This window comes from Pseudomonas sp. DF5, from assembly GCF_058148225.1.
In genome coordinates this window covers 94685-114190 of record NZ_JBYVYM010000004.1, presented here as the reverse complement: position 1 = coordinate 114190, position 19506 = coordinate 94685, and the positions used below count along the sequence as shown (strand labels likewise).

Here is a 19506-nt window from a genome sequence, read left to right as displayed (position 1 = left end):
TCAGCCCTTCACGTCGATTTTTTTGCTGCGCTCACCTTCGACCAAGGTGAAGCGGTACTCGCGACCGGCCTGCTTCTCAAACTGAAACGTGCGGCCGGCCAGAATGTGATGCTTGGTCGTTGGTTGGCAGTCCTGATCATTCTTGACCGCGCAATCCTTGAACTCGTCGATCACCACCACGGTGTTGCCTTTGTTGCGGATCCGGTAGTTGCCTGCCTCGTTCTCGATTGCGCTGTCGAAACGCGTTTCCTTGGGCCGCACGAAAAACACCGCGCCGTACCCCGCCAGCACCGTGACCCCTGCCGACAGGGACTTTTTGTAGTCTTCACGGTCTTCGCTGGAGACGGCGAATTCGTCTTCCTTCTCCGGTACAACCGGTACGAAACGCACCCGGAAATAGCGTTCCCTGTCGCGTTCGCCCATGTACAGCAACCGGGTGCCCTGCATGCCGTTGGCCGGCACGATCAGCCGTGCGGGACTTGCCATCAAGCCATCCCGGGCATTGCCGTCGGCCTGGGTCTTGAGCGGCACTTCGCGTGAGGTGCCATCGGCCTCATAGAGGATTTCAAGGATGTTGACCTTGACGAATGCCGTGCTGTCGCCGCCATTGAATACACGTTTCAAATAGGTACTTTTGTCGCCGTCCAGATAGTCGTAAACCGTTCCGATATTGATGCTCGGCGCGGCATGAGTCATCTGGGTGAAAAAACAAATACCAAACAGTGCCAACAGGTGTTTCATCGTACTGAACCTCGTTGAATTGAATGCTGCAAAGTGCGGCCCGCTAAACATCTGAATCCCAGATCACCGTTGCACTTCCCGAATAATGCCGTTGTCGTTCAGGGCGAATCATTTCTGCCACTTCGCTTGCAGGAATTTCGAAGTGCAGTGTTCCCGGCTTACGATCGACATAGAAACCTGGCTGGAACAATTGAGTGCCGCTACCATCACGCTGCAATTGCCTGCGATTGACCGGTGCCCCATCACCATCGGTCAAACCCTGTGGAAGACTGACACTGATGTTCATAGGCACCACATGACCCGAGACCGAGTCCCGCACCGCACAGGTTTTACTGTCTTGCGAATACTCACACTCCAGATTCATTTTGAAACGCGAGCTCGCGGAAATATTGAACGTCTGGTCCCTGAATAACCGCGTTGGTCTTCGACCTTGTTGCAGCCAGGCTTGCCAGCCACCTTGGGGAACCAACTCGACTTTGTTCCCCCCGGGGGGAATATCAATCTTTAGCGTATGTTGAACATCAAGGGTGAAGTTAATGGTCAAACTGTTGTCTTCGGGCAACATAATATCGCCCATATCAAAATCAAGACCCGGCCCGACGCTATAGGTGTAACTTCCAACGTACTGCCCTGCTGACATTTCCAGAGGATTGGGTGTTCGCAATGCATAACCGATCTGAAAATAGTCGTAATGAAGACTGGATATTCGATAGTCCGCCGTGGGTGCACACCACCCTTCCCTGGGGCCCGTCAGCCAGAAAAAAGACCGCCAGGTTGGCTGAACAAACATCCCCCCCGTGTAAAAACAGGGGGGAGATGGGTAAGTCCAGTTATACCCTCCCCACAACTTAACATGTGCCTCTGCATTACCAGCCGGAGCACCTTCGCCGATGAGATTCTGGACGGTATCCGGCAGATAATACCGTGCACCAATTGATGCAATGCGCACAGACAGTGTTGACTCTTCCCGGGTATCCTTATTGATAACTTGCAATGGACGCCAATCTGTAGGCGCTCTAAACATTGCTCCCTTGCGTACATCCGTATGCTTCGCCTCGATTGCACTAATTGAATTGAATTTAATAGGCGCCAAAATACTAAAAATGGACAAATCACTACAAAAAGTCGGGTATAAAGCGCAGTGGCCGGTAAAAGGCGTGGTGTTAACAAATTCATTGCGCGCGGGGTTCGCATAGTCCGGTTTGAACGCTGCGGTCACCTCAATGGACACCGCTGTACTAGAGACTGAATACAATAAAAACAACAAACTGATCGCACAACGGCACAACGGTTTTATAAACACATTGAAACCTCCCAGGGTGGATAAAAAAAGAATGCCTCTACTCATCAACCGGCTTTTTCTGCCTGCTGACCGGCATCCGCCAATGTGTCCGGCGTGCAACGCAAATCCCCGATCATCAGCACATTGTTTTCCGTTCGCCCCTGGCTCGGGTCCAGCCGGAACTGGCACAGCAACTGATTGCCATGACGCACTTCCAGGGTCGGTGACCCGGCGTTCATTTCCATGGAGAAGAACCCATCCACCTCACTCACCCCGCGACTGGCGTGGTTGATGATGTGGTGGCCCTTGAGCGGGTTGCCTTGGGGGTCGATCAGGCGACCGAGTACGGTTAGGGTGCGCATCACGCGGATCTGGCGATAGTCCACGCCGCCCTTGTTCAGGTGATAGCTGGAACGGGATGGCTGAATGGTCGCGGCGGGAACATCGGTGCCCTCAAAATCGAAACTGACCGAGCTGCTTTTGTAAGCCGTGATCGGCACAAAATTGCGCCCGGGTTTGAGCACCGCGCTGCCACCGCTCAAATCGTCGGCACGCAGGGTAATGGCGTCGATGTCCGACTCGACATCGATAATCATGCCCGCACCGTCGCGGTGGTATTGGCTGGTCATGACCATTTTTTGCCCGCCGACGGCCACAGTGCTGTCCAGGTTCAAACCGCCGGTCAGGTCGTTGTTGAACGATGAGCGCTGGATAAACCCGTCGCCGTTGACCACGTCCGATTGCATCGACGCCATCGCGTTCAAACCGATGCCGTAGGTGTCGGTGATGGCCGTGGCCGAAACGTTCTGCAGCACGTGATCCTGCAAGGTTTTGCGGTAGGTCAGCGAGGCATTGTTATCGCGCCCGCCATCGCGATCGGTGCGGGTGCCGATGCTGCCGGACCACTGCTCTCCCGGGCCGCCCAGCGCGATGTTCACGCTCAGGTCGAGGCCGCGATTGCGATCATTGCCCGAGCTGAAGCTGCCTGGACGATCGAACAGCGACAGGCGCCAGTTGGCATCGCTGCCGAACAGTTGAGTGCGTTGGTTCCATCCCAGATCCAGGCCGACGCCTTCTGTGTTGCCCTCGCTGTGAGACACCCGGGCATTGACCGAACTTTTACTGGTGAGTCGATGATTCAACGACAAGGAAGAGTTACTGGTCTGGCCGATAAATACGTTGCGCTGACGCACGCGCGTGCCGTCCGGCAGAGTGTCGTACAGCCGCGTGGTGTCGAGCCAGCTGCGGTTATGGCTGGCGACGATGCTACCGCTGCCATAGGAATACAGGCCCTGCACGTCGAGGCCGGTGCCGTAGTCTTCAGTTTTGTAGACGTTGGCAAAGAGGCTGGCGTTGTTGACGATTGCCCAGTCAACCGACGTGCCGTATTGCAGCGAGTCGCGCACCTGCCGCCCTGTCAGGCCGAGGATCACACGCGGGTGCCACAGGAAGTTGAAGGCGGCACCGGCGGTCATGTCGCCATCGGCCTGCTCTTCCCAGTTGCTGAGCAATTTGGATTCGCGACCGGCGAACAGGTTGTAGCGCCAGCGCTCATCATGATTGCGCCAATTGTTGGGTTTGTAGACCAGCTCCAGCGTGCTGGAGGTGATTTGGCCGTCTTCGATCAGGCGCACTTCCACTTCATAAATACCGCCGGGCAGCGGACGCGTATCGAGGGTCTGCAACCCGGCCGGAACGGCCTGGGTGTTGATCAGCAAACCGTCGCGGTAAATCTCCACCGAGCCTTGTCGATTGGCCGTGACGTAGATCGGATAAACCGCCGGTTTCGGATTGTTGATGGCCAGGCTGTCGGAGCTGCCGTACATGACGCCCAGCGCCGTGTCAGGGCTTGCGCCAAAGGTTCGCGGCTGACGGGTCAGGCCTTCGGATGTGGGCGTGAAATAGCCCAGGCGCAGAAAGTTGCCTTGTAATTCACGCTGGGTAAAAAGCTCATGCACGGCGTGATAGATCTGGTTGTCCACACCGCCCAGGCGCGACAGCTGCATATTGACCGCTTGGGTCCAGTTGCCCAGGCTACTACTGGCTTCCAGACCGTAACGACCACCGAGGTCCTGGTTCTGGCCGCCATTGAGGTTCAACTGGTTGCGCACGATCAGGCCGGTGCTGCCACCTTCGGGCAGGTTGTAATACTGCTGCACCTGATCGTCCCGCTCGGCGTTTTCCGTGAGAATCGACACCAGCGAGTTTTCCAGGCTGTAGTGCACGGCCAGCAGTTGCTCAGGGCAACCGCTCTTGCACGTGCCCAGCGGCACACCTTGTTTCAAGTAGTTCGACCAGGTGTCGCGCTCACTGGCTTTGATGGTGCTGTCGCCGACATCATTGAAGTCAACTAAGGTGATTCGATCGTCGCGGGTCAACACGACCATCGCCTCACCGAGAAGCTGTTGATCAAGTTCCACGCGCACCGCCAGCGGTACATCAAAGAAGTGCTCTTCGAACTCGCTCGGTAACCCCTTGGCTTGCGCAAGCAAACTTCGAGGTGTGTGGCCGTTGTCCGCAGGCGCGGCCAGGGCGGTTGCACAAAAACATAGGGCAAGCGCCGTCGCGATGGGAGTCATCGGGAACATGAACGGGATACTCTGAAGATAAGTGCGTTGAAACCCGATCGATAGGCAGTGATTACCCATCGACCGGTAAGTGTTAACAGATAAGGCTAAGCCTTAAGTCATGACTGACTTAGTTGATGCGCGGAATGGCATCGAAGACCACAATTGGATTGGCCGTGTAAAAACCTGTCTGAGTTGTATTCGGTTGGGCGGCGGTAATCACCAGATCAGCCCGCATGCCCCCGTTGGATTCGGAATCGCCGACCACTTCTTTAGACGCACCGGTCAAGGTTACACCGTTGAAGGCGTAGGTCAGCGCGATGGTGTTGTTGCCGTTGAACAGGGGTTGCGGACCACCTTCCAGATAAGCATTAACCGAACCGTTATTGTGGCGGATATCGTAAGCCGCACGCAGCGGGCTCAAGGTCTCGGATATCACGTTGAAGACCATCTTTTCATCTTTACCGAAGTCAGGATTCACCGGTCGGGCGTGGAATTCATTGGTGGGGATATCAGCGCTGATGTTGATGGACGAGCGCGCTTCTTCCGCAGCGAACGCCATCGAAGAGCTCAGGGCCAGGAGGGTCATCGGAACGGCGATTGCAAGCTTCTTGAACATTATTAAGTACCTGTCTATTTCAAAGGATTGGTCCGTGGAAAGCATGAGTCGCCCATATTACCGCCTTGAATAGAGGCAATCTGGCTCAACTTTCGACGAGGAGAATGATCGACCAATCCGCTGAGAAAGTAAGTACGTAACTTCCGAAGAACATGTAGTAACAACTGCCCACGACCCAGTAGAAAAAACCCGCAGATTCAATATTTAAAACATTCAACCGACAGAAACATACTACAAACAGTTTTAACAAAAAAAGCACACAGATTAATTAAATACATTCCCTGTAAGAGAAGGACTACTTAGGCGTAACCATTAAAAATCATTCGCTGTTAGTTACGCATAATTAGATCAAAGACTCTAAAACAGCAAGCTACAAAACGGCATGTCCCACGCCGCACTGAAACCCGCCGCGATGCCCCCTCAGGCAACGACCGTTGGTCCTGTTGGCTTGCCATCTCGATAAGATATATCTTAAGTTGTATCTAAACACGACGAGAGAAGACAAAAAATGAGAGACCATCATTCCCCCCACCGCGAACACGGCGACGGCCGCGACGGCTTCGAGAAACGCCCCGGTCGAGAACGCGGCGGTCGCGGCCCACGCGTATTCGCCCCTGGCGACCTGAAATTGCTGCTGCTGGCGCTGATCGCCGAGCAGCCGTGCCACGGCTATGACCTGATCCGCCAGATTGAAAGCATGTTCGACGGCGCCTACAGCCCCAGCCCCGGCGTGATCTACCCGACCCTGACCTTCCTTGAAGAAAGCGAAATGATCCTGGGCGACGCCGAGGGCGGCAAAAAACGCTACAGCATCACCGACGCCGGACGTCTGTCTTTAAGCGAGCAGGCGATTGCCCTGGACGGTGTGCGCATGCGCATCGAAGTCAGCAAGCGCTCATTGCGCGGCCAGGACCGCCCAGCCGAGATCCACGAGGCGGTGCACAACCTGCGTCATGCCTTGCAAATGCACCATGGTCGCTGGAGCCCGGACGAAATACTGCGGGTACGCGACCTGCTCAACAACACGGCCAAAGCCATCGTCGACGGCCCCACCGTTCAACCCGTTTCGGAGAAAGTCGAATGACCGACGTTATCGTGCTATCCCAAACCATTCACCGTGTCAGCCACGAGATCAAGCGGCGGCGTCTGCAAGTGCTGCGCGTGGTCGACCTGACGCCGCGCATGCGCAGGATCACCCTGGGCGGCCCGGAACTCGCAGGCTTCGTCAGCCTCGGCACGGATGACCACGTCAAACTGTTGTTCCCGCAAAACGCAGCGGAACAGGCAGCGCTGGAAACCCTGGTACTCGGCGCCGGCAAGGACAACGGGCCGATGCCCGCAATGCGCGACTACACGCCACGTCGTTACGACCTGGACACGCTGGAACTGGATATCGATTTCGTGCTGCATGGCGACGGCCCTGCCTCGACCTGGGCCGAGCAGGCCAAACCCGGCCAGTTCCTGCACATCGGCGGGCCGCGTGGCTCGATGATCGTGCCGGACATCTTCGACAGCTACCTGCTGATCGGTGACGAAACCGCCCTGCCCGCCATCGCCCGCCGCCTCGAAGGCCTGGCGGCCAATCGGCGCGCACTGGTGATCGTGGAAGTGGAAAACGGCGCCGAACAACAACGCCTGGAAAGCGCCGCGCAGGTCGATGTGATCTGGGTGCTGCGCGAAGGAGGCAAAAACAACCTGCTGACCACCGTGCAACAGATCAAGGTGCCCGCCGGCAATCTGTACGCGTGGGTGGCGACCGAGACCAAGGTGTCGCGGCAGATTCGCCGGGTATTGCTCGATGAGCACGGGCTGGACGAGCAGTTCGTGAAGGCTGTCGGCTACTGGCGGCTGGAGGACAGCGACGAGGAATAAACGCTGTGCATGCTTTCTGTGGTGAGGGGGCAAGCTCCCTCGCCACAGTCAGTGTTCACTTGCGATCCGTGCGCCACCGATCCAACCCGATTACCAGCAGTGAAATCAGCACAAACCCCGCCAACAATCCCCCGGCATTCACGAACACCTGTGGATAACCCAGTTTGTCGACATCAATGAACGGATAGGGATAAGTCGCCAGCAGATGCCCACGCCAAAGCACATAGCCGAAGTACACCAGCGGATAAATCACCCACAACGCAATGTGCCGCAGCCGCAACGTCCCCTTGGGTACACAAAACCACCAATAAACCAGGAACAGCAGCGGCATGACGTCATGCATCAACTCATCGGCCAGCCATTGCCAGCCTTCGGGATGCCATAAATGGCGCAACAACAGGCTGTACGCCACACCGACCACCGCGATACTCACCGCAATTGCGCTGCTGACCCACGGCTGCAAAAACCAGCGTCGCGCCGCTGACTCGCGGGATGTCAGTTCGCAGGTCAGCACCACCGCCACCAGCGTGTTGGTCAGCACGGTGAAAAAGCTGAAAAAACTCACCAGCCCACCCAGCAGACTGGCCGCGATACTCCAGCGGGCATAGAGAATCAGGTACATCTGAATGCTCAAGCCCGCCCAGCCCAGAATCGCCGCCACGGCCACACAACGACGCCTCGCGGTCGAGGATTTGACCATGCTCAGACCGGGCGCTTGGTGCGCATCAGCTTCACGTACAGACGCTCGACCTTCTCCCGCGCCCACGGAGTTTTGCGCAGGAATGTCAGGCTCGACTTGATGCTCGGATCGCTCTTGAAGCAGCGGATATCGATACGCTCGGCCAGCCCCGACCATTCGTAGTGTTCAACCAGGGCGTTGAGGATTTGCTCCAGCGTCACGCCGTGCAGGGGATCAGGGTTGTGTTCGGTCATGCCGGGCCTTCGAACGATGAAAGGATGGGAAGCCGCGCACCTTAACGGAGGCTTTCGTCCGGTGGAAGGGCTCCGGACAGAGGCATTCGTCAGAGGCTGAATTAACTGTAGGCGAGTTGGCCATCATCCGAGGGACAAACGTCAGGAGATAGCGCCCGGCTCAGTAATAACGACGCGGATCCGAATCGATCAGGCTGGCCAGCTTGGTCAGGGCAAACCGCAATTCGTCCTGGCTGGTGGGCGACATCAACACCAGTCGCACGCAGCGCGTAATGCCACTACGTTCGGCCTGAAACTGGGTACCGCTGAGGACCAGCACACCGTTGGCACGGGCCAGCATGGTGAATTCGTCGCTGGTCCAGGGCTCGGGCAGCGTCAACCAGACGTGGTAGGCATACGGCTGGGTCTTGAGCTCGAAATTGGCGAAGATTTCCTGAGCGATCGCCTGCCGCCCGGCGGCTTCGTTGCGCTGAATACGGATCAGCTTTTTATCCAGCCCCTCGGTGATCACATTGCTGGCCAACTGAGCGGTCAATGGCGACGGCATCCAGACGCTGCTGCGCACCATGGAGGTCAGGCGCGACAGCAGTTTCGGCGGGCTGTAGAGATAGCCAATCCGCAAGGCCGGCATGACCGACTTCGACAGACTGGTCAGGTACACCGAACGATCCGGAGCGAACGCCGACAGCGGTTTGATCGACGGGTCGGTGGCCAGAAAACCGTAGATGTCATCGTCCAGGATGATGAAGTCGAACTCCTCGGCCAACGCCGCGATTTGCGCCCGACGTTTTTGCGACATGATCGCCGCCGTCGGGTTCTGGCATGTCGCCACGCAGACCAGCATGGCCGGTTTCTCACGCTGGCACAGTTCGCGCAGCGCTTCGGGAATGATCCCTTCATCGTCCATTGGCACGCCACGCAGGCGTCGTTCCAGTCCATGGGCAAGGGAAATGATGCCGGGGTAGCAGAGCTCCTCGCAGAGCACCAGATCACCGGCGTTGGTCAGCGCACTCATTGCGACCATCAAACCATGCTGTGCGCCGGCGGTGATCACCACTTGCTGCCATTGCGCATCGGGCAACGAATGGCGCAGCCATTGCGCGCCCGCCTCGCGATGAGCCGGATGTCCGCCATCGGGGGCGTAATCGAGGGCATCGGCAAAATCCGTGCTTTTGGCCATGCCCACCAAGGCTCCGCGCAACCAGTATTCCAGGGTTTCGCTGTAAGGCTTGATGATCGAAAGGTCCAGTAACTCAGACTGCCCAAGATTCAGCGAGACGGCACTGTTGCTGGCCGGCAGTTCCAACTGTTTCTGGTTGAGCACATAAGTGCCGCGCCCTACTTCCCCCTGCACCAGACGCCGCCGATGGGCTTCGCTGTAGGCACGGCTGATGGTACCGGGCGTGACATTCAGCATGGTGGCCAGCTCCCGCAGGGTCGGCAGACGATCACCTTCGTTCAACACGCCGTTGCTGATATCGCGCGCCAACGCATCGGCAATCGACAAATACATCGGCTGGTTGAATTCGCTTAGCTGAGGAACCCACATGAATGACCACTACCATCGTAGAAATGATGAATATCCGAGCATATCACAGGGAGGTCAGGCAACTAATAAATGGACTCAATCAATAAATTGAGTCGATTGACTCGGCGAATGAATCGAAAAGCATCTTTCACGAAAAATATTTTAAAACAACAAAATATATTTACAAATCAATTAGTTATTAAGATTAAATCCGACAAAATACACCTTGATAACCAAAAAGCATCTCGCAACAACCTACTCATCTATTGAATCAACTCAATTCATTCAAATACACTCATCTCGAATCGAAGCAATCGACTCAATCTCAATTCTGAATCACCGCGTGCCCGCCACGCCAAGTCGAGACATCATGGACACTCTCAGAAAGGATCTATCCCTGTCAGCGGTCATTGCAGGCTTCATCGCCGTGATCATTTCTTATGCCGGCCCGCTGATCATCGTGTTTCAGGCGGCCCGGGAAGCGCACCTGCCCAACGATCAAGTGTCGTCCTGGATCTGGGCCATATCCATCGGCAGCGGCATTACCGGTCTGTTATTGAGCTGGCGCTTGAGGATTCCGGTGATTACGGCATGGTCGACACCGGGTGCGGCGTTGCTGGTGTCGATGCTGCCCACGGTCTCCCTGCCCGAGGCCATCGGCGCCTATGTGGTGGCTTCGGTGATTATCGCGGTGGTCGGCTTGTCCGGTGCGTTCGACAAACTGATGAGTCGCCTGCCAAAAGCCATCGCCGCCGCCATGCTCGCCGGCATCCTGTTTCGTTTCGGCGCCGAACTCTTCACCTCGATCAAGCTGCAGCCGAGCATGGTGCTGTCAATGATCGCGGCGTACCTGCTGTTTAAACGCTTTTCACCGCGCTACGCCATCCTGTCGGTATTGATTGTCGGCTGCGCCGTGGCCGCCTCGTTCGGTGTACTCAATACCGGTTCGATCACCATCGATCTCGCTCACCCGATCTTCATCGCCCCGCAGTGGAGCTGGCACGCGATCATCAATATCGGCCTGCCGCTGGCCCTCGTCACCCTGACCGGGCAGTACGTGCCGGGCATGGCGGTGTTGCGCACCTCGGGCTACAACACCCCGGCGCGCTCGATCATTTCGGTCACGGCCATCGGTTCGATTTTGATGGCGCCATTCGGCTCCCATGGCTTAAACCTGGCGGCCATCACCGCCGCTATCTGCACCGGCCGCGAAGCCCATGAGGATCGCGACAAGCGCTACATCGCCGGGATCGCCTGCGGGGTGTTCTACATTCTGATGGGTATCTTTGGCGCGACCCTCGCTTCGGTGTTTTCTGCCTTGCCCAAAGAGCTGATCGCCTCCCTCGCCGGCCTGGCCCTGTTCGGAGCGATCAGCGCCGGGCTGACCGGCGCCATGGCTGACGAGAAACAACGTGAAGCCGCGCTGATCACCTTCCTGGTCACCGCCTCGGGTATGAGTTTCCTGGGGCTGGCCGCGGCATTCTGGGGGCTGATCTTCGGGCTCGTGGCACATTTCGTACTGACCTACACCCGGGAAAGCAAAGCCGGCACCGTCGCCGAGGGCAGCCGACCATGACCGTTCGTTACGACTTCACGGGCAGGGTCTGAAAGACACGTCCATTTTTCTTTCCGACACCAGCAAATCCCAGTCACGGGTGCTGCCGTATCACGCGCCAGCCCCTTGGCTGAGGCACTTATTTAAAGGAATGCCCTCCATGAGCCTGCAGAATCTAGACCCCACCCTCGCTCGCCTGATCGGCCGTGAACGCAACCGCCAGGAAACCCACCTGGAGCTGATCGCCTCGGAAAACTACGTCAGCGAAGAAGTGCTGGAAGCCCAAGGTTCGGTGCTGACCAACAAGTACGCCGAAGGCTACCCAGGCAAGCGCTATTACGGTGGCTGTAAAGTGGTCGACGAGATTGAAAGCCTCGCCATCGAACGTGCCTGCAAACTGTTTGGTAGCGAATATGCCAACGTCCAGCCGCACTCCGGCTCCCAGGCCAACCAGGCCGTGTTTCTCGCTGTGCTCAACCCTGGCGACACGATTCTGGGAATGTCCCTGGCCGATGGCGGCCACTTGACCCATGGCGCCTCGGTAAACTTCTCCGGCAAGTTCTACACCGCCTATTCTTACGGCCTGGAAAAACACAGCGAAACCCTCGACTACGCCGAGATGGAAGCCCTGGCCCGGGAACACCGGCCGAAAATGATCATTGCCGGTGCCTCGGCGTATTCCAGAACCATCGACTTCCAGCGTTTTCGCAACATCTGCGATGAAATCGGGGCGTACCTGATGGTCGACATGGCGCACTACGCCGGACTCATCGCAGCCGGCCTGTACCCCTCGCCGGTTGGCATTGCCGACTTCGTCACCTCGACCACTCATAAAACGCTGCGCGGCCCACGGGGCGGTCTGATCCTGGCCAAACGCGAACATGCGGCGTTGCTCGACAAGACGATATTCCCGGTTTATCAGGGTGGACCTCTGATGCACGTCATCGCCGCCAAGGCCGTAGCGTTCAACGAAGCCCTCGGTGATGACTTCAAGCACTATCAGCAACGCGTCATCGACAACGCCAGGACCATGGCGGATATCCTTACTCGACGCGGCCTGCGGGTGGTGTCAGGGGGCACCGACTGCCACATGTTCCTGCTCGATCTGCGCGCCAAGAACATCACCGGAAAAGATGCCGAGGCGTTGCTCGAGAGCGCCCACATCACCTTGAACAAGAACGCGATCCCCGACGATCCGCAAAAACCTGCAATCACCAGCGGCATCCGCATTGGCACACCCGCCCTGACCACGCGGGGCTTCGGTGAAGCCGAATGCGCCGAAGTGGCCAACCTGATTGCCGACCTGCTTGAGCAACCGACCAATGCGGCGCTGCTGGACAATGTCCGTCGACGGGTGATGCATTTGTGTGAATGCTTCCCGGTCTATCTGTTGAATTAACGGCCCTGAAACATAGCGAGGCGGACTATTCAGTCCGCCTTTTTTTTGCGTCACCTGGCACTGCGGCGACCGGTCGCAGCCGACTGTTACCAAATCCGAAATGATCCATGTCAGTAAAAGCCCTTTCTCAATGTGTTACAGAACATTATCCTTACGCCCGTCCAGCTGAAACGCTTCTCCCCTGCTGCATTCCTGCTGCGTTCAGCGCATCCCCTTTAGAAAAAGATCAAGAATTCCTTCTCTATGCCTGATTTTCAAACTCCGCGAGACAGCGCTGTCTCACCCGCTGTGTCCAGCCGAAAAGCCCTGAAGCTGATCAGCGGGCTCACCGCGCTGGGCCTTGCCACTTGCACCCAGGCCGCGCCAGCCTTCGATAGCGACTCGCCATGGATGCTGGGTGACTGGAACGGCACTCGCACCGAACTTTCGGAAAAAGGCTACGACTTCAAAGTCGATTACACCGGCGAAATGGGCAGCAACCTGCACGGTGGCTACGACCATGACCGTACCGCACGCTACAGCGATCAGTTTGCCTTGGGCACTCACCTGGACTTGCAGAAGATTCTGGGTTGGGACGACGCTGAATTTCAGCTGACCATCACCGAACGCAACGGCAACAACATCAGCAACGACCGGATCAACGACCCGCGTGTCGGCGGTTTCACCTCGGCTCAGGAAGTCTGGGGCCGTGGCCAGACCTGGCGCCTGACGCAGATGTGGTATCAGCAGAAATTCTTCGACCAGAAGCTCGACATCAAGGTCGGCCGCTTTGGCGAGGGTGAAGACTTCAACAGCTTCCCCTGCGACTTCCAGAACCTGGCGTTCTGCGGCTCCCAGGTCGGTAACTGGGTCGGTGGCATCTGGTACAACTGGCCGGTCAGCCAGTGGGCCATGCGCGTCAAATATCACCTGACGCCAAAGCTCTACGCGCAAGTCGGGGCTTACGAGCAAAACCCGTCCAATCTGGATCGTGACAACGGTTTCAAGCTCAGCGGCAGCGGCACTCAGGGCGCAATCCTGCCGGTCGAACTGGTCTGGACCCCGAAACTCAATGGCCTGCCGGGTGAATACCGCGCTGGTTACTACTACAGCAGCGCCAAGGCCAGCGACGTCTATAAGGACAGCAATGGCCAGCCGGCCGCCCTGAGCGGCGAGGCTTACCGCAGTGCATCGAGCAAGCATGGCGTATGGCTCGGTATTCAGCAGCAACTGACCAGCCGCGCCAGCGACAATTCACGCGGCCTGAGTGTGTTCGCCAACGCCACGATGCACGACAAGAAGACCAATGCCATCGACAACTATGTCCAGGCCGGCGTCGTCTACAAAGGCCTGTTCGATGCCCGAGCCAAGGACGATATCGGCTTCGCGCTGGCCCGTGTCCACGTCAACCCGGCCTACCGCAAGAACGCCGAGGCCACCAACCAGGCCCGCGCCGTCCAGGACTTCGACGATCCGTCGTTCCTGCCCCCGCAAGACACCGAATACAGCAGCGAGCTCTATTACGGCGTGCACGTCACCAACTGGCTGACCGTGCGCCCGAACCTGCAATACATCCGCCACCCCGGTGGCGTGGACAAGGTCGACGACGCACTGATTGGCGGGATCAAGATCCAGTCATCGTTCTAACTAAACGCATAAAACCGGTGGGAGCGGGCAAGCCTGCTCCCACAGGGACCGCATCAACCAAACACTTTTTCGATGAACCCTGCCCGCGCCAGATCGTCATCTACAGTGAACTTGCGCGGGACTACTTAAAACGTCACGGAGAACCACACTATGAGCACTGATGGTGCTTTGAGTCGAAGCCGTTTATTGCCGACCCTGCTCGGCATTCTGCTTCTACTAATGGGCCTGGCCTTGCTGGCCGGGGGGATCAAGCTGAGCATGCTCGGCGGCTCGCTGTATTACCTGCTGGCCGGTATCGGCCTGATGGTGGCCGGTGGGCTGCTGCTGGCCGACCGTTATGCGGCGCTGAGCGTGTACGCGGTGGTGCTGTTCGCCAGTACCGTCTGGGCACTGTGGGAAGTCGGTCTGGACTGGTGGCAACTGGTGCCACGTCTGGCGCTGCTCTTTACCCTCGGCATCGTCATGCTGCTGCCATGGTTTCGTCGCCCGTTGCGTCGCGGCGACTTCAACCCGGTCGGCACCGGTGTGCTGAGTGCTGCCGTGGTCATCGCCGGTGTCGCCGCGCTAGCCAGCCTGTTCACCAACCCTGGTGAAATCAAAGGCCAACTGGACCGTGACGCCGTGCCTGGCATGAGCAACACCGCCCCGGCAATGCCCGATGGCGACTGGAACTCCTACGGCCGCAGTGCCCATGGCGATCGCTACTCGCCACTGGCGCAAATCACCCCGCAGAACGTCAGCAAACTGGTTCCCGCCTGGACGTTCCGTACCGGTGACCTGCCAGGCCCGAACGACCCGGGCGAAACCACCGCCGAAAACACCCCGCTCAAAGCCAACGGCATGCTCTATGTCTGCACGCCGCACAGCCAGGTGATCGCGCTGGACCCGGACACTGGCAAGGAAATCTGGCGTTTCGATCCGAAGCTCTCCACGCAGAACGCGGCGAACTTCAAGGGTTGGGCGCACATGACCTGCCGTGGCGTGAGCTATCACGATGATGCCGCCTACGCGACCGAGCAGAGCCCGACCGGCACTGCCAACCCGCCAGTGACCAGCGTCTGCCCGCGCCGGATCTTCCTGCCGACCGCCGACACCCGGCTGATCGCCCTGAACGCCGACACCGGCAAAATGTGCGAAGACTTCGGTAACGGTGGCCAGGTCGACCTGACCGCCAACATCGGCGGCTTCACCCCTGGTGGTTACTACTCCACTTCGCCACCGGCGGTCACCAAAGACCTGGTGGTGATTGGCGGCCACGTCACCGACAACGTTTCCACCGACGAGCCAAGCGGCGTGATCCGCGCGTTCGACGTGCACACCGGCAAACTGGTGTGGAACTGGGACAGCGGCAACCCGGACGACACCACGCCGATTGCCGAAGGCAAGGTCTACACCCGCAACTCGCCGAACATGTGGTCCATGTTCGCCGTCGACGAAAAACTCGGCATGCTGTACTTGCCGATGGGCAACCAGACCCCGGATCAGTTCGGTGGCGCGCGTACCCCTGAATCGGAACTGCATGCCGCCGGCCTGACCGCGCTGGACATCGCCACCGGCAAAGTGCGCTGGCACTTCCAGTTCACTCACCATGACCTGTGGGACATGGACGTCGGTGGCCAGCCAACCCTGATGGACCTGAAAACCGCAGACGGTGTAAAACCGGCGGTGCTCGCGTCCACCAAGCAAGGCAGCATCTACGTGCTGGACCGCAGCAACGGCCAACCGATCGTGCCGATCAATGAAATCCCGGTGCCGCAAGGCGCGGTGGAAGGCGACCACACTTCGCCGACCCAACCGATGTCCGACCTGAACTTCGTGCCGCCGACCCTCAAGGAACGCGACATGTGGGGCGTGACCCCGTTCGATCAGATGCTGTGCCGGATCGACTTCAAATCCCTGCGTTACGACGGCATGTTCACGCCGCCATCGCTGCAAGGCTCGATCGTTTATCCGGGTAACTTCGGTGTGTTCGACTGGGGCGGCATGTCGGTTGACCCGGTGCGTCAGATTGCTTTCGTGAACCCGAGCTACATGGCGTTCAAGTCGAAACTGATCCCGGCCGCCGAAATCGCCAAACAAGGCCCTCGCGTCAGCGAAACCCAAGGCGTACAGCCCAACAAAGGCGCGCCATACGGCGTGATCCTCGAAGCCCTGCTGTCGCCAATGGGCCTGCCGTGCCAGGCACCGGCGTGGGGTTACGTGGCGGCGGTCGACCTGACCACCCACAAAACCATCTGGAAGCACAAGAACGGCACCGTGCGCGACAGCTCGCCGGTTCCGATTCCTCTGAGCATGGGCGTACCAAGCCTGGGCGGGACCTTCACCACTGCCGGTGGCGTGGCCTTCCTGAGCGGCACCCTCGACCAGTACCTGCGCGCCTACGACGTGAAAAACGGCAAGCAGCTGTGGGAAGGCCGCCTGCCAGCCGGCGCGCAAACCACACCGATGACCTACACCGGCAAGGACGGCAAGCAATACGTGCTCGTCGTCGCGGGTGGTCACGGCTCGCTGGGCACCAAGCAAGGTGACTATGTGATTGCGTACAAACTGTCGGAATAAGCGGTAGCGGCAGTTGAAACAAAGGCGACGCCCTGTGAGGGGCGTCGCCTTTTTTTGTGGGCGCTGCAATCCCCGCCATCCCCAAAATCCCTGTAGGAGCGAGGCTTGCCCGCGAAGGCGATTTCACATTCAACATTGAAGTCGCCTGATACACCGCCTTCGCGGGCAAGCCTCGCTCCTACAGTAGGGCGGCGTGCATCTTTTGATCTGGCTTTTGACCTTGATCCACCCGCACCTGTCAAAACCCTGAACACACACTCTGAAATAGCCAGGGCCATTGAAACCACCCCCCACCTGCCCCATCTAAGATCCATACCCTATTGCGCAGGTGCCCCATGACCGACCAGCAAGAATTCCCTGAAGACCCGAGCGAATACGCCGAAACAGACAACAACGAACACCCTTCAACCGGCAAAGGCCTCACCCTGCCTGGCCAGAACCTGCCGGACAAGGTCTACATCATCCCGATCCACAACCGGCCTTTCTTCCCGGCGCAAGTGCTGCCGGTGATCGTCAACGAAGAGCCGTGGGCCGAGACTCTCGAACTGGTGAGCCAGTCCGACCACCATTCCCTGGCCCTGTTCTTCATGGACGCCCCCCAGGACAACCCGCGCCATTTCGACACCAAAGCCCTGCCGGAATACGGCACGCTGGTCAAAGTCCATCACGCCAGCCGCGAAAACGGCAAACTGCAATTCGTCGCCCAGGGCCTGACCCGGGTGCGCATTAAAACCTGGCTCAAGCACCATCGCCCGCCGTACCTGGTGGAAGTCGAATACCCGCACCAGCCCACCGAGCCGACCGACGAGGTCAAGGCCTACGGCATGGCGCTGATCAATGCGATCAAGGAGCTGCTGCCGCTGAACCCGCTGTACAGCGAAGAGTTGAAAAACTACCTCAACCGCTTCAGCCCCAACGATCCGTCACCCCTGACCGACTTCGCCGCCGCCCTGACCTCGGCCACGGGCAGCGAGTTGCAAGAAGTGCTCGACTGCGTGCCGATGCTCAAGCGCATGGAAAAAGTCCTGCCGATGCTGCGCAAGGAAGTCGAAGTCGCGCGCTTGCAGAAAGAGATTTCCGCTGAAGTTAACCGCAAGATTGGCGAACATCAGCGCGAGTTCTTCCTCAAGGAACAACTCAAGGTCATCCAGCAAGAGCTGGGGCTGACCAAGGACGATCGCAGCGCCGACATCGAACAGTTCGAGCAACGCCTGACGGGCAAGGTGCTGTCGCCCCAGGCGCAGAAACGCATCGTTGAGGAAATGAACAAACTGTCGATCCTCGAAACCGGATCGCCGGAATACGCGGTGACCCGCAACTACCTCGATTGGGCGACTTCGGTGCCGTGGGGCGTGTATGGCGAGGACAAACTCGACCTCAAGCATGCGCGCAAGGTGCTGGACAAACACCACGCCGGCCTCGACGACATCAAGGACCGCATCCTCGAGTTCCTCGCGGTCGGTGCCTATAAAGGCGAGATCAGCGGCTCCATCGTCTTGCTGGTGGGCCCGCCGGGTGTGGGCAAGACCAGCGTCGGTAAATCCATCGCCGAATCCCTGGGGCGGCCGTTCTATCGCTTCAGCCTCGGCGGCATGCGCGACGAAGCCGAGATCAAGGGGCACCGACGCACCTACATCGGCGCACAACCGGGCAAACTCGTCCAGGCGTTGAAAGACGTCGAAGTGATGAACCCGGTGATCATGCTCGACGAGATCGACAAGATGGGCCAGAGCTACCAGGGCGACCCGGCCTCGGCACTGCTGGAAACCCTCGACCCGGAACAGAACGTCGAATTCCTCGACCACTACCTGGATTTGCGCCTGGACCTGTCGAAAGTGCTATTCGTTTGCACCGCCAACACCCTGGACTCGATCCCCGGCCCATTGCTGGACCGGATGGAAGTGATTCGCCTGTCGGGTTACATCACCGAAGAAAAAGTCGCCATCGCCAAGCGTCACCTGTGGCCGAAACAGCTGGAAAAGGCTGGTGTATCCAAAGGCAGTCTGTCCATAAGCGACAACGCCCTCAGATCGCTGATCGACGGCTATGCCCGTGAGGCCGGAGTCCGTCAGCTGGAGAAAAACCTCGGCAAACTGGTGCGCAAAGCGGTGATGAAGCTGCTCGACGAACCGAAAGCCGTCATCAAACTCGGCCCCAAAGACCTGGAAGCCTCACTCGGCCGCCCGGTGTTCCGCAACGAGCAAGTGCTGTCCGGCGTCGGCGTGATCACCGGGCTGGCCTGGACCAGCATGGGCGGCGCGACCCTGCCGATCGAAGCCACGCGCATCCACACCCTCAACCGAGGCTTCAAGCTCACCGGGCAACTGGGGGACGTGATGAAAGAGTCGGCGGAAATCGCCTACAGCTACGTCAGCTCCCATCTGAAGCAATTCGGCGGTGACCCGACATTCTTCGATGAAGCCTTCGTCCACCTCCACGTACCGGAAGGCGCAACACCGAAAGACGGCCCGAGCGCCGGCGTGACCATGGCCAGCGCCCTGCTCTCCCTCGCCCGCAACCAGCCGCCGAAAAAAGGCGTGGCCATGACCGGTGAACTGACGCTGACCGGGCACGTACTGCCGATTGGCGGCGTGCGCGAGAAAGTCATCGCGGCGCGTCGGCAGAAGATCAATGAACTGATTTTGCCGGAGCCGAATCGCGGTAACTTCGAGGAGTTGCCGGACTACCTGAAGGAAGGGATTACCGTGCACTTTGCCAAGCGTTTTGCGGATGTGGCGAAGATATTGTTCTGAGCCGTAACCTGAGCGTTTCCATGTGTTGGGAATAATCAGACTCAGCAAAAAGCCCGCTGACCTTTTAAGGGG

At 58.5% G+C, this 19506-nt stretch carries 14 protein-coding genes; 7 read left to right on the top strand and 7 right to left on the bottom strand.

The genetic code is table 11. From position 1 onward, the window contains the following. The 4 genes from AC30D7_RS05385 to AC30D7_RS05370 form a co-directional block, all read right to left on the bottom strand. Positions 1-741: a molecular chaperone gene (locus tag AC30D7_RS05385; RefSeq protein ID WP_490133344.1), complete on the bottom strand. Its 741-nt coding sequence runs from the start codon at positions 739-741 to the stop codon at positions 1-3. Positions 742-784: 43 nt separating this feature from the next. Beyond that, positions 785-2089 carry a hypothetical protein gene (locus AC30D7_RS05380; RefSeq protein ID WP_490133343.1) on the bottom strand — a complete coding sequence of 435 codons (1305 nt, stop codon included), beginning with the start codon at positions 2087-2089 and terminating at the stop codon, positions 785-787. Then, the gene (locus AC30D7_RS05375; RefSeq protein WP_490133342.1) at positions 2089-4611 is read right to left on the bottom strand and encodes a TcfC E-set like domain-containing protein; all 2523 of its coding nucleotides are present in this window, start codon (positions 4609-4611) and stop codon (positions 2089-2091) included. The genes AC30D7_RS05380 and AC30D7_RS05375 overlap by 1 nt, the downstream gene beginning before the upstream one ends. 109 nt (positions 4612-4720) lie before the next feature. After that, positions 4721-5209, bottom strand: coding sequence for a CS1 type fimbrial major subunit (locus AC30D7_RS05370; protein WP_490133341.1), 489 nt, complete (start codon positions 5207-5209; stop codon positions 4721-4723). A 508-nt stretch (positions 5210-5717) separates the two neighbouring features. Between AC30D7_RS05370 and AC30D7_RS05365 the strand changes: the two genes are divergently transcribed. Together AC30D7_RS05365 and AC30D7_RS05360 are read left to right on the top strand one after the other, a co-directional pair. Further along, positions 5718-6293 carry a PadR family transcriptional regulator gene (locus AC30D7_RS05365; RefSeq protein ID WP_490133340.1) on the top strand — a complete coding sequence of 192 codons (576 nt, stop codon included), beginning with the start codon at positions 5718-5720 and terminating at the stop codon, positions 6291-6293. After that, positions 6290-7081: a siderophore-interacting protein gene (locus AC30D7_RS05360; protein WP_490133339.1), complete on the top strand. Its 792-nt coding sequence runs from the start codon at positions 6290-6292 to the stop codon at positions 7079-7081. The genes AC30D7_RS05365 and AC30D7_RS05360 overlap by 4 nt, the downstream gene beginning before the upstream one ends. Before the next feature lie 55 nt (positions 7082-7136). On the opposite strand, the gene AC30D7_RS05355 is transcribed toward AC30D7_RS05360, so the two are convergent. The 3 genes from AC30D7_RS05355 to AC30D7_RS05345 form a co-directional block, all read right to left on the bottom strand. Next, the gene (locus AC30D7_RS05355; RefSeq protein ID WP_028939482.1) at positions 7137-7781 is read right to left on the bottom strand and encodes a Pr6Pr family membrane protein; all 645 of its coding nucleotides are present in this window, start codon (positions 7779-7781) and stop codon (positions 7137-7139) included. Positions 7782-7783: 2 nt separating this feature from the next. Then, positions 7784-8014, bottom strand: coding sequence for a VF530 family protein (locus AC30D7_RS05350; protein WP_028939483.1), 231 nt, complete (start codon positions 8012-8014; stop codon positions 7784-7786). A gap of 160 nt (positions 8015-8174) precedes the next feature. Beyond that, a complete protein-coding gene (locus tag AC30D7_RS05345; protein WP_490133338.1) occupies positions 8175-9563 on the bottom strand; it encodes an aminotransferase-like domain-containing protein in 1389 nt (462 codons plus the stop codon). A 349-nt stretch (positions 9564-9912) separates the two neighbouring features. On the opposite strand from AC30D7_RS05345, the gene AC30D7_RS05340 reads away from it, so the two are divergent. The 5 genes from AC30D7_RS05340 (at position 9913) to lon (ending at position 19434) form a co-directional block, all read left to right on the top strand. After that, entirely contained in the window at positions 9913-11118 is a 1206-nt protein-coding gene (locus AC30D7_RS05340) for a benzoate/H(+) symporter BenE family transporter (protein WP_490133337.1), read from the top strand. A 139-nt stretch (positions 11119-11257) separates the two neighbouring features. Then, entirely contained in the window at positions 11258-12496 is a 1239-nt protein-coding gene (gene glyA / locus AC30D7_RS05335; RefSeq protein ID WP_428634597.1) for a serine hydroxymethyltransferase, read from the top strand. Between the two features lie 243 nt (positions 12497-12739). Then, positions 12740-14122: a carbohydrate porin gene (locus tag AC30D7_RS05330; RefSeq protein ID WP_490133336.1), complete on the top strand. Its 1383-nt coding sequence runs from the start codon at positions 12740-12742 to the stop codon at positions 14120-14122. A 150-nt stretch (positions 14123-14272) separates the two neighbouring features. Beyond that, positions 14273-16681 carry a glucose/quinate/shikimate family membrane-bound PQQ-dependent dehydrogenase gene (locus AC30D7_RS05325; protein ID WP_490133335.1) on the top strand — a complete coding sequence of 803 codons (2409 nt, stop codon included), beginning with the start codon at positions 14273-14275 and terminating at the stop codon, positions 16679-16681. Positions 16682-17016: 335 nt separating this feature from the next. After that, positions 17017-19434 (top strand): endopeptidase La, encoded by a 2418-nt coding sequence (lon, locus tag AC30D7_RS05320; protein WP_490133334.1) that lies wholly within the window; start codon positions 17017-17019, stop codon positions 19432-19434. Positions 19435-19506: the final 72 nt, after the last annotated feature.

What these genes read in the sequence shown, in the direction of transcription:
- AC30D7_RS05360 (WP_490133339.1), top strand. Translation starts at nt 6,290, where the DNA reads ATGACCGACGTTATCGTGCTATCCCAAACCATTCACCGTGTCAGCCAC.
- AC30D7_RS05365 (WP_490133340.1), top strand. Translation starts at nt 5,718, where the DNA reads ATGAGAGACCATCATTCCCCCCACCGCGAACACGGCGACGGCCGCGAC.
- AC30D7_RS05380 (WP_490133343.1), bottom strand. Translation starts at nt 2,089, where the DNA reads ATGAGTAGAGGCATTCTTTTTTTATCCACCCTGGGAGGTTTCAATGTG.
- AC30D7_RS05345 (WP_490133338.1), bottom strand. Translation starts at nt 9,563, where the DNA reads ATGTGGGTTCCTCAGCTAAGCGAATTCAACCAGCCGATGTATTTGTCG.
- AC30D7_RS05370 (WP_490133341.1), bottom strand. Translation starts at nt 5,209, where the DNA reads ATGTTCAAGAAGCTTGCAATCGCCGTTCCGATGACCCTCCTGGCCCTG.
- AC30D7_RS05385 (WP_490133344.1), bottom strand. Translation starts at nt 741, where the DNA reads ATGAAACACCTGTTGGCACTGTTTGGTATTTGTTTTTTCACCCAGATG.
- AC30D7_RS05375 (WP_490133342.1), bottom strand. Translation starts at nt 4,611, where the DNA reads ATGTTCCCGATGACTCCCATCGCGACGGCGCTTGCCCTATGTTTTTGT.
- AC30D7_RS05325 (WP_490133335.1), top strand. Translation starts at nt 14,273, where the DNA reads ATGAGCACTGATGGTGCTTTGAGTCGAAGCCGTTTATTGCCGACCCTG.
- AC30D7_RS05355 (WP_028939482.1), bottom strand. Translation starts at nt 7,781, where the DNA reads ATGGTCAAATCCTCGACCGCGAGGCGTCGTTGTGTGGCCGTGGCGGCG.
- glyA (WP_428634597.1), top strand. Translation starts at nt 11,258, where the DNA reads ATGAGCCTGCAGAATCTAGACCCCACCCTCGCTCGCCTGATCGGCCGT.
- AC30D7_RS05350 (WP_028939483.1), bottom strand. Translation starts at nt 8,014, where the DNA reads ATGACCGAACACAACCCTGATCCCCTGCACGGCGTGACGCTGGAGCAA.
- AC30D7_RS05340 (WP_490133337.1), top strand. Translation starts at nt 9,913, where the DNA reads ATGGACACTCTCAGAAAGGATCTATCCCTGTCAGCGGTCATTGCAGGC.
- AC30D7_RS05330 (WP_490133336.1), top strand. Translation starts at nt 12,740, where the DNA reads ATGCCTGATTTTCAAACTCCGCGAGACAGCGCTGTCTCACCCGCTGTG.
- lon (WP_490133334.1), top strand. Translation starts at nt 17,017, where the DNA reads ATGACCGACCAGCAAGAATTCCCTGAAGACCCGAGCGAATACGCCGAA.